11 protein-coding genes and 1 pseudogene are annotated in these 8,939 nt (G+C 59.1%); 10 read left to right on the top strand and 2 right to left on the bottom strand.

Annotated features, from left to right (window positions below):
- Positions 1 to 941: sensor histidine kinase (locus ACQ4W6_RS25290; protein WP_436569916.1), on the top strand; the 941-nt coding region annotated here is incomplete at its 5' end.
- A 234-nt stretch (positions 942 to 1,175) separates the two neighbouring features.
- Here the strand turns inward: ACQ4W6_RS25290 and ACQ4W6_RS25285 are convergent.
- Entirely contained in the window at positions 1,176 to 2,060 is an 885-nt protein-coding gene (locus ACQ4W6_RS25285; protein WP_436569915.1) for an MBL fold metallo-hydrolase, read from the bottom strand.
- Between the two features lie 236 nt (positions 2,061 to 2,296).
- On the opposite strand from ACQ4W6_RS25285, the gene ACQ4W6_RS25280 reads away from it, so the two are divergent.
- The 8 genes from ACQ4W6_RS25280 (at position 2,297) to ACQ4W6_RS25245 (ending at position 7,337) form a co-directional block, all read left to right on the top strand.
- Positions 2,297 to 3,622 carry a sigma-54 interaction domain-containing protein gene (locus ACQ4W6_RS25280; protein ID WP_436569914.1) on the top strand — a complete coding sequence of 442 codons (1,326 nt, stop codon included), beginning with the start codon at positions 2,297 to 2,299 and terminating at the stop codon, positions 3,620 to 3,622.
- A gap of 261 nt (positions 3,623 to 3,883) precedes the next feature.
- Positions 3,884 to 4,075 (top strand): YgaP family membrane protein, encoded by a 192-nt coding sequence (locus tag ACQ4W6_RS25275; RefSeq protein ID WP_436569913.1) that lies wholly within the window; start codon positions 3,884 to 3,886, stop codon positions 4,073 to 4,075.
- A gap of 23 nt (positions 4,076 to 4,098) precedes the next feature.
- Positions 4,099 to 4,455 carry a carboxymuconolactone decarboxylase family protein gene (locus ACQ4W6_RS25270; protein ID WP_436569912.1) on the top strand — a complete coding sequence of 119 codons (357 nt, stop codon included), beginning with the start codon at positions 4,099 to 4,101 and terminating at the stop codon, positions 4,453 to 4,455.
- Positions 4,456 to 4,566: 111 nt separating this feature from the next.
- Positions 4,567 to 4,902, top strand: a complete 336-nt coding sequence (locus ACQ4W6_RS25265; RefSeq protein WP_436569918.1) for a metalloregulator ArsR/SmtB family transcription factor — start codon at positions 4,567 to 4,569, stop codon at positions 4,900 to 4,902.
- Entirely contained in the window at positions 4,899 to 5,327 is a 429-nt protein-coding gene (locus ACQ4W6_RS25260) for a YeeE/YedE family protein (protein WP_436569911.1), read from the top strand. Before ACQ4W6_RS25265 ends, ACQ4W6_RS25260 begins: the two co-directional genes overlap by 4 nt.
- 10 nt (positions 5,328 to 5,337) lie before the next feature.
- Entirely contained in the window at positions 5,338 to 5,784 is a 447-nt protein-coding gene (locus ACQ4W6_RS25255; RefSeq protein ID WP_436569910.1) for a YeeE/YedE family protein, read from the top strand.
- A 14-nt stretch (positions 5,785 to 5,798) separates the two neighbouring features.
- Entirely contained in the window at positions 5,799 to 6,599 is an 801-nt protein-coding gene (locus ACQ4W6_RS25250; RefSeq protein WP_436569909.1) for a sulfite exporter TauE/SafE family protein, read from the top strand.
- A gap of 36 nt (positions 6,600 to 6,635) precedes the next feature.
- Positions 6,636 to 7,337 carry an MBL fold metallo-hydrolase gene (locus tag ACQ4W6_RS25245; protein WP_436569908.1) on the top strand — a complete coding sequence of 234 codons (702 nt, stop codon included), beginning with the start codon at positions 6,636 to 6,638 and terminating at the stop codon, positions 7,335 to 7,337.
- 45 nt (positions 7,338 to 7,382) lie between these two features.
- Here the strand turns inward: ACQ4W6_RS25245 and ACQ4W6_RS25240 are convergent.
- Positions 7,383 to 7,640 (bottom strand): annotated as a pseudogene (locus ACQ4W6_RS25240) (integrase core domain-containing protein); the annotation flags it as partial.
- 116 nt (positions 7,641 to 7,756) lie between these two features.
- On the opposite strand from ACQ4W6_RS25240, the gene ACQ4W6_RS25235 reads away from it, so the two are divergent.
- The gene (locus tag ACQ4W6_RS25235; RefSeq protein WP_436569917.1) at positions 7,757 to 8,848 is read left to right on the top strand and encodes an IS5 family transposase; all 1,092 of its coding nucleotides are present in this window, start codon (positions 7,757 to 7,759) and stop codon (positions 8,846 to 8,848) included.
- Positions 8,849 to 8,939: the final 91 nt, after the last annotated feature.

Raw genomic sequence — 8,939 nt, 5'->3', positions numbered from 1 at the left:
CCAGTTTTACCGCTTCTTCCCGAAGCTCTGGTGTGTATGTTGTTGAGCGTTTCATAAGTTCTCCAGTTGGTGAAGTTTACCAAACAAGAGTGTCCGAAAAAGTCAGGGTACCTCAGAATGCCATGCCTTTGTGGGACGAGCAAGGCGGTGCATGCGGCGCCATTTCTGCGTTCGTCGACGTGACTGAGCTGAAGCTTTCGGAGCTGGCGATGTTGTCCGTCACGGCCGGCAGTGTGGCGAAATCAGACTACATCACTCATATGACACACGAGTTGCGTACGCCACTGGGTACCATGCTGGGCTACGCACAAATACTGGAAGCCGGCACGCCCGCGCCGTCGCCAGCGCAGCACTCGGCGATTATGCAGATAATCAAGGCGGGCTGGTATCGGCGCGACCTGATTACCGAGGTGCAGGATCTGGCGACAATTGAAGCTGAATCCGCAAGTCTGTCGTGCGAGCCAGTTTCCATCGACGCCCTGCTGCAAGATCTACTTGCCATGATTAAGCCCCTCGTGGCCAATGCAGGACTGCGCATGAACCTGGCTAACGCAAATGGCCTGGACATTCTCGCGAACCCGGTACGGATCAAGCAAGTGATGCTCAATCTTCTATCTAATGCGATCAAATACAATCGCCTTGGTGGGAGCATCGATGTGTCGTGTTTCATGGATGGTCAAGCGCAGGTGCGTATCGGTGTGCGTGATACTGGGCATGGTTTAACGCCGAAGGAGCTAGCGAGCCTATTTCAACCGTTCAACCGGCTCGGTCAGGACCGCGGAAAGGAGGTCGGAACTGGCGTCGGCCTGGTCGTGACCAAGAAACTTGTCGAGTCGATGGGAGGAATAATTGGAGCGGAGAGTGAAGTCGGATGCGGGTCCTTGTTCTGGTTCAACATGCCGGTAGCGATGGGCGCATCGCGACTAGTTGCAAGCGCGTAAGGAGTACCAATTGCGTGTTCGGCCGCCCCCCTACTCCTCCAAGGAAGACAATGCTTGAAGACTGGTTCCGGGCGCCATCGTTTGCGCGGCATCACCGCATGATATTCTGGCAATGATTGCGCTGCAATGCGCACTCAAGGCGCATTGCGTTGCGACGGGTCGCGCAGGAAAGCCGGCGATGGTCCCGTTACGCCGGAACGATCGCGCTCCCGCCTATTCAAGTTGACGGGTAGCTCAAGCCACGTTGAGCGGGATCTTCAGGTAGCGCGTGCCATTCGCCTCGGGCTCCGGGAAATGGCCGGCGCGCATATTGACCTGCACCGATGGCAGAATCAGCATTGGCATCTCCAGGGTCGCATCGCGCTTGGTGCGCATCGCGACAAACTCTTCCTCGCTGATACCTTTGCGAACATGGACATTGTTGGCCCGTTCATCGGCGACGCTGCTGACGAATTGCAGCTCGCGCCCGTCCGGTTGATAGTCGTGGCACATGTACAGCACAGTGTGTTCCGGCAAGCTCAACACTTTGTTGATTGAACGAAATAGCGTGCGCGCATTACCTCCAGGGAAATCGCAGCGCGCGGTACCGTAATCGGGAATGAACAAGGTATCGCCAACGAAAGCAGCCATCTGGCTGCCATTGCTCATCGTATAAGTCATGCAAGCCGGCGTGTGACCTGGCGTGTGCAGTGCACGGCATCTAAGATTGCCAATGGTAAAGTGCTCTTCGTCCTTGAAGAGATGATCGAACTGGCTCCCATCGCGCGCCATCTCCGGCCCGGTGTTGAAAAGCGTGCCGAAGACTTCCTGCACGGTGGCGATATGTTGCCCAATGGCGACCTTGCCACCGAGCGTATGTTGCAGGTAGGGCGCGGCCGTCAGGTGGTCCGCATGAACATGAGTTTCGAGAATCCACTCGACCTGCGCGCCCAGCTCCACAACACGGGCAAGGAGCTTGTCGGCCGAGGTGGTTGCGGTATGGCCGGACTTGGCATCGTAGTCGAGTACGCTGTCAATCAATGCACAGCGCCTGGTGTCAGGATCGAACACCAGATAACTGATGGTGCTGGTGACCGGATCGAAGAATCCTTCGACTTGAAGTTGTGTACGGGCTGTCATCTTTCTTTCTCCTTGAGGCTGGCCTGGTGAAGCCGCCGTTTCCAGAGTTACAGCAAGACCCGTGCCACGTAAGGAAAGCGCATGATTTGAACACCAAGTGCTTGATTCGATGGTGCCGATTCAAAAGTCAGGCAAGCGTAGCAGCAGCGGCAACTGGCGCGCGGGACTGCCATTGGCAGTGTGCCTGACAAGCATGGCAGTGCTGTGAAAACCGAAAATCACCATCAGGAGCGACGATGAACAGCAAGCACCCCTTCCCCGCCAAGCCGGGGTCGCGTCCATCCGAAGTACAGGCGCTGGTGTCGTTTCTGGAACACGAGCCGCATCCGATGATCGTGCTCGATTCCGACTACAACATCCTCGCCGCCAACACGGCATACCAGCGCCAGTTTGGCAGCGCCGGTAAGCCGTTTCTCGGTCAAAAGTGCTACCGGATTTCACATCACTACGATGTGCCTTGCGATCAGGCTGGTGAGGATTGCCCTATGAAGAAAGCGCAGGAGTTGCGCGGTCCGGACCGGGTGCTGCACATTCACCACACGCCACGCGGTCCCGAACACGTGGAAGTGGAATTGCGGCCGATTCTGGACAAGCGCGGTGTCATTACTGCCTACGTCGAAAGACTGGCGACCGTGCGCAGCGCCTCAGCGCGGCCCAGCGACGAAGGCCTGGTCGGTCGTTCGCCGGCTTTCAACCTGGCGCTGGCGGCGCTGCAGCGGGTGGCGCCATCGATGTTGCCAGTGTTGCTGCTGGGGGAGTCCGGCACCGGCAAGGAGCTGTTTGCCAGGGCCGTCCATGAATCGAGCGAACGCGCGGGCGGCCCGTTCGTCGTGGTCGATTGCTCCGGATTAACCGAAACGCTATTCGAGAACGAACTGTTCGGCCATGAAAAAGGCGCGTTCACGGGGGCCGGCACGCGCAAACCGGGACTAGTTGAGACCGCGCAGGGGGGCACCCTGTTTCTCGACGAGATAGGCGACGTGCCACTGACAATGCAGGTCAAGTTGCTACGCCTGATCGAATCGGGCACCTACCGGCGCGTCGGCGGCGTCGAGACGCTGCACGCCAATTTCCGCCTTGTTGCCGCGACCCACAAGCCAATGGAAAAAATGATGATGGATGGGCAATTCCGGCAGGACCTGTATTACCGCATCAGTGCCTTCCCGATACAGTTGCCGCCGCTACGCCAGCGCGCCGAAGACATTGCCTTGCTGGTCAATTCATTCCTGCAACGTGCCGACGCCGGCAAGCGTAAGCTGACAATTGAAGCCGAGGCAATGATCCAATTGCAGCAGGCCGCGTGGCCGGGCAACGTGCGCGAGTTGCGCAACGTGCTGGAGCGCGCCAGGTTATTTGCCGACGACGGCGTGATTCGTACCGAGCATCTACCTGTCGCGCCAGCCGTACGGATCATCCCAACGGCGATCCGCACCGACGGCGCCAGCGATGGTTTGCCAACGCTGCTGGCGACGTATAGCGGTACCCGCAGCGAACTGGCGGCGCACTTGGGCATCAGTGAACGCACGCTATACAGGCGACTGAAAGAGGTGGGACTGGCGTAGTTTGATCAATTGACTGCCAAACACTGCCATCGCTGTCAGCGTGGCAGTCGCGCACGATGTGCCTGGAATCGGCGATGACCAGCCTGCCAAGCCAAGCCCTTGTTATTCCACGAGTAATTGATGTGGCCTGTGTTTGGCATAGAACTTGCTCCTGTCATTGATATGAACTTTGCTAGCCATCAAGTGTTCTCGTGTGGCGGCAAGGCAGGAGATGGTTCTCAATAACCTTCCACCATCATCTACTCATTGAAAAAGGTAAGCATGAAAGCTAACGTAGGTAGTATTGACCGGACAATTCGCATTCTGGTAGGGGCATGCTTGATCGCGGCCACCCTGTTTGGCGTGATCGGCCCCTGGGGCTGGCTTGGCCTAGCGCCGCTGGCCACCGGGATCTTTCGCTTCTGCCCGGCGTATCTTCCGTTCGGGTTTCGTACTTGCCCGATTAAGAAATGAACCATGTCAATGAGGAGCCTCGTATGACGAACAGCCCAGCTGGATATCGGGAATTGACGGCCTCTGTTTCAAAGCAACTCGGCACCTTACGCGCCGATACGCCAGACGTCATGAAGGCGTTTGGCGACTTGGCCAAGGCGGCATTGCGGGATGGTGCCCTCGACAAGAAGACCAAGGAGTTAATCGCGCTTGCCTTGGGCGTGGCGGCCCACTGTGATGCATGCATCGGCTTTCACGTTCAGGCACTTGTGAAACTCGGTACAACCAAGTCCGAACTCGAAGAGGCGCTGGGAATGGCAATCTATATGGGAGGCGGCCCATCGGCTATGTACTCGGCCAATGCCCTCGCCGCATTCGAGGAATTCTCAACGTTACCATAAGCTAGTTGCCCCACAGGCCGGGTCGCGGCGCCGCTTTCCCATACAATATATTAAAAAGTAGTATATAATTTTATATATTGAAAGGCGCGCTACTTGGAAAGGAACGTCAGGATGGCAAAGGCAACTGAAAGAATCGATGTAGACGCAATGCACCTCGCCGCAATGCAGGCATGCGGCTTGATGAAGGTGCTGGCCAACCCGGACCGCTTGACGCTGTTGTGCCAGCTGACCCAAGGCGAACATTGCGTGAGCGAGTTGGAAACCGTACTTGGCATCAGCCAGCCGACCCTGTCCCAGCAACTGGCCGTGCTACGCGATGAACAATTAGTGCGCACGCGGCGCGAAGGCAAGCAAATTTTCTACAGTATCGCTAGCGCCGAGGCGCTGGCAATCCTGCAACTGTTGTATGAACTGTTTTGTCCCAGAAAAGAAGGAGAAACGTCATGATCGATTGGACCCATTTCACACCATTGGCCGCGACTGTCGGCGGCGTACTGATCGGGCTGTCGGCGGCGCTGTTTATTCTCTTTAGCGGCAGGATTGCCGGCATCAGCGGCATCCTGGGCGGTCTGCTGGCATGGCCGCGAGGCGATATAGCGTGGCGCGTCGCCTTCCTGTTCGGCCTGGTCGCGGCGCCGCTGGTGTTCGGTCTCTTTGCGCCACTCCCGACAGTGCAAATCGATGCCGGCACCCCTGCCCTGATCGTTGCCGGGCTCCTGGTCGGGATCGGTACCCGTTATGGCTCCGGATGCACCAGCGGCCACGGCGTATGCGGCCTGTCGCGCCTGTCGCCCAGATCCCTGGCGGCCACTGCGGCATTCATGTTCGCCGGCTTCGTCACCGTGTTCGTAATCCGTCACGTACTCGTTTAAGGAGAGCATCATGCAAGTCATTATGGCGTTAATCGTCGGCTTGGTCTTTGGAATCGGCCTGATCGTTTCTGGAATGACCGATCCGTCCAAGGTAATCGGGTTCCTCGATCTGGCGGGAGATTGGGACCCCTCGCTCGGGCTGGTCATGGCTGGCGCCATCCTGGTCGGACTGCTGGCCTTTCGCCTTGCCGCCGGGCGCAAGCGTTCACTGCTCGGCGACGTCATGCGCCTGCCAACCGCCACCCAAATTGACCGCCGCCTGGTCTTTGGGGGCCTTGCCTTCGGCGCTGGCTGGGGCCTCGCTGGCTACTGCCCTGGTCCGGCGCTTGCCTCGCTCGCCAGCGGCAATGCCAAGCCACTTCTTTTCAGCGCCGCCATGCTGACCGGCATGGCGATCTTCGAACTCGTCGAACGCCTGCGTGCGCGCTCCAGGCTGGCCGCACAAACCGTACGCTAACCTGCGGAGAAACTATGTTCATTGCTCTCGGACTTGGCTTGGTCGTCGGCGTGATACTCGCGCTGACCGGCGCCGGCGGCGGCATCCTCGCCGTGCCTCTGCTGGTCTTCGGCTTGCAGATGGGCCTGGCGCAAGCAGGACCGATCGGCCTGCTCGCGGTAGGCATGGCTGCCGCATTGGGCGCGGTTCTCGGGCTACGTGATGGTATCGTACGCTACCGTGCAGCGTTCCTGATCGCCGGATCCGGCATGCTGCTGTCGCCGTTCGGCCTGCGGATTGCACATCGGATCGACAATCGCTGGCTCAGCGCTCTATTCGCACTGATCCTGCTGTTCGTGGCAGCGCGGACCGTGCGCCAGGCCAGGCCAGGCACGCCTGCCGCAATCCGCCCAAGCCCCGATGTCCACCCCTGCATGCGCGACGCGCACAGCGGTCGCTTCATCTGGACCAGCGGTTGCGCACGCGCGCTCGCCTTGTCCGGAACGGTGGCGGGCCTGTTGTCGGGACTGTTGGGTGTAGGCGGCGGTTTTGTTATGGTGCCCGCGCTACAGCGCTATACCAATCTGGAGATGCGGTCGGTTGTCGCCACGTCGCTGACCGTCATCGCGCTGGTATCGGTAACTGGCGTGCTCGCCAGCGCGGCCACGGGCGGCATGACGTGGAGTGTGGCGATGCCATTTTCAGCCGGTGCCCTGGCGGGCATGCTTGGCGGACGTGTAGTGGCGGCCCGACTGGCGGGGCCACATTTGCAGATCGGATTTGCCGCAGTCGCAGCTGCCGTGGCAATTGGCATGCTCGCCAAAGCCCTGCTCTAGGCCCCCTCAATTATTGCATTATTTCGGAGACCCACCATGAACGTCAATCCTATCCAGTTGTTCGATACCGACTCGTCAACATTTACCTACATCCTTGTGGCTCCCGGCGAGCGCGCGGCAGTGCTGATAGATCCGGTCCAGCGGCACTGGGAGCGCGACTTGCAGCACCTCGCCCGCCTAAACCTGGAACTGGCCTACATCCTGGAAACGCATGCCCACGCCGACCATGTCACTTCGGCCGGCAAGCTGCGCGAATTGACCGGCGCCAAGGCCGCTGTACCGGGCGGCTGCGGTATTGCTCCTGCTGAGGTACAACTTGCCGATGGCGACGTTATCTCCTTTGGCAAGGGTGAGCGGATCGTGGTCTTGCATACGCCCGGCCATACCGCTGGCAGCATGAGCTACCTGTGGCGCGGCAACGTGTTTACCGGCGACACTTTGCTCATTGACGGTTGCGGCCGCACTGACTTCCAGAGCGGCAGCGCGCAGGCCCTATACGACAGCGCAACGACCAAACTGTTCGTGCTGCCGGACGACACGCGGGTCTGGCCGGCGCATGACTACAAGGGGCAGTCGGTCTCCACCATCGGATGGGAAAAACGGCACAACGCGCGTCTGGCCAACCGCAGCGACAGGGAATTCGTCGCGCTCATGGCGGGGCTCGACCTGCCAAAACCCAAGCTGATCGATGTCGCGGTTCCGGCCAATCAACATCTTGGGCTGCCACACGGAGCTTGACCAACGCGTTTCCGGCCTAGCCAAACGATCACTCGCTGAATCGTCTATGTCAAGACCCGCCTGGTTATAGACGCGTTTAACGAATAATTCTGGCTTGGTCTGCTGCCATTTTTTCATTGCCTGGATCGGTGTTTCGTTATTCAGGGCGCGCTGAGGAATGTTGTGGTTATAGATTTTCAGGTAATTGCGCAACGTCGATTCCAGTTCGTCCCGAGAACCGAAACGGGTCTGGTTAACGATCTCGCTGATGCGGCCATTGAAACGCTCGACCATGCCATTGGTTTCCGGTTTGCCCATGCACACCATCGCCAAACGCAGCTTCACAGTTGTCATCTTAATAGGGTGTTGAATTTATCGCCGCTCCCGCCCCCCCGGGCCGGTAAATGTTGTTCAATCAGCCCACTTTCAGCTCCGCCATCATGCGCAAGATCGACGTCACCCAGTACTCCCTGTACAGTTACCGCTCGCTGGAGGAACGCATCCTCGATGCACATCCGTTACGCAAGCTGCGGGTGCTGGTCGATGCCATTCTGGCCAGCATGAACGACGATTTCCAGGCGCTGTACTCGCGCCATGGGCGTCCCTCGATCACCCCGGAACGCCTGCTGCGCGCCAGCCTGATCCTGACGCTGTTCTCGATCCGCTCCGAGCGCCAACTGGTGCAGCACATCGAATACAATCTGCTGTACCGTTGGTTCGTCGGCATGAACCTCGACGAGGCCGTGTGGAACCACTCGACCTTCAGCGCCAACCGTGAGCGTCTGTTCAGCGAGGCGATGACACAGCGCTTCTTCGCCCAGGTGTTGTGCATCGCCGAATGGCAAATTCTGGTTTCGGACGAGCATTTCACCGTCGAAGGCACCATGACCGAGGCGTGGGCATCAGTCAAGAGCTTCACCAAGAAAGATGGCAGCGGGCCAACGCCGAGCGACGGGGGCCGCAACGCCACGGTCGACTTCAAGGGAGAGAAACGCTCCAACGAGACACGCCAATCGACGACCGATCCGGATGCGCGGCTGTACAAAAAAGTTGACGGCGACAAGGCCAGGCGGTGCTACCTGGGCCATGCGCTGATGGAGAGTCGCCACGGCCTGGTGGTTGACGCCACCACCACACTGGCGACTGGCACGGCTGAACGCGACGCAGCGTTCATCATGGCTAGGCGCAGCATCAAAAAAGCCGGCGCGACGCTGGGCGCCGACAAGGGTTACGACGCGGCCGCGTTCGTCAAGCAATTGCGCAGCTTGGACGTGACACCGCACGTTGCCCAGAAAAAACACAGCGCCATCGATGAGCGGACCACGCGCCATGTCGGCTACGCGGTGAGCATCAAGAAACGCAAGCTCGTCGAGGAGATATTCGGCTGGAGTAAAACCATCGGTGGGCTGCGCAAGGCACGCTTTATCGGCCTGGCGAAGGTGCGCACGCAGACCACGTTCACCTTCGCCGCCTACAACCTGACACGCATGGCGACCATCTTTGGCTGGCGTTTGTCGGCGGTAGTGGAATAACTCCGTTCAGGGAAGGCGAAAAGTGCTAAAAAGAACCAAAAAACCGCCTAAAAAACAGCTGGAAACCGGTTTTTAGGCGGTAAGCGGTTCC

Origin of the sequence: Janthinobacterium woesei (genome assembly GCF_051380875.1) — a bacterium.
In the GTDB taxonomy this organism is placed as follows: Bacteria; Pseudomonadota; Gammaproteobacteria; order Burkholderiales; family Burkholderiaceae_D; genus Janthinobacterium.
This window is presented reverse-complemented; position numbering and strand designations above follow the sequence as displayed.

Bases quoted from the DNA above. Each gene is read 5' to 3' on its own strand.
- ACQ4W6_RS25285 (WP_436569915.1), bottom strand. From the start codon at position 2,060: ATGACAGCCCGTACACAACTTCAAGTCGAAGGATTCTTCGATCCGGTC.
- ACQ4W6_RS25280 (WP_436569914.1), top strand. From the start codon at position 2,297: ATGAACAGCAAGCACCCCTTCCCCGCCAAGCCGGGGTCGCGTCCATCC.
- ACQ4W6_RS25275 (WP_436569913.1), top strand. From the start codon at position 3,884: ATGAAAGCTAACGTAGGTAGTATTGACCGGACAATTCGCATTCTGGTA.
- ACQ4W6_RS25270 (WP_436569912.1), top strand. From the start codon at position 4,099: ATGACGAACAGCCCAGCTGGATATCGGGAATTGACGGCCTCTGTTTCA.
- ACQ4W6_RS25265 (WP_436569918.1), top strand. From the start codon at position 4,567: ATGGCAAAGGCAACTGAAAGAATCGATGTAGACGCAATGCACCTCGCC.
- ACQ4W6_RS25260 (WP_436569911.1), top strand. From the start codon at position 4,899: ATGATCGATTGGACCCATTTCACACCATTGGCCGCGACTGTCGGCGGC.
- ACQ4W6_RS25255 (WP_436569910.1), top strand. From the start codon at position 5,338: ATGCAAGTCATTATGGCGTTAATCGTCGGCTTGGTCTTTGGAATCGGC.
- ACQ4W6_RS25250 (WP_436569909.1), top strand. From the start codon at position 5,799: ATGTTCATTGCTCTCGGACTTGGCTTGGTCGTCGGCGTGATACTCGCG.
- ACQ4W6_RS25245 (WP_436569908.1), top strand. From the start codon at position 6,636: ATGAACGTCAATCCTATCCAGTTGTTCGATACCGACTCGTCAACATTT.
- ACQ4W6_RS25235 (WP_436569917.1), top strand. From the start codon at position 7,757: ATGCGCAAGATCGACGTCACCCAGTACTCCCTGTACAGTTACCGCTCG.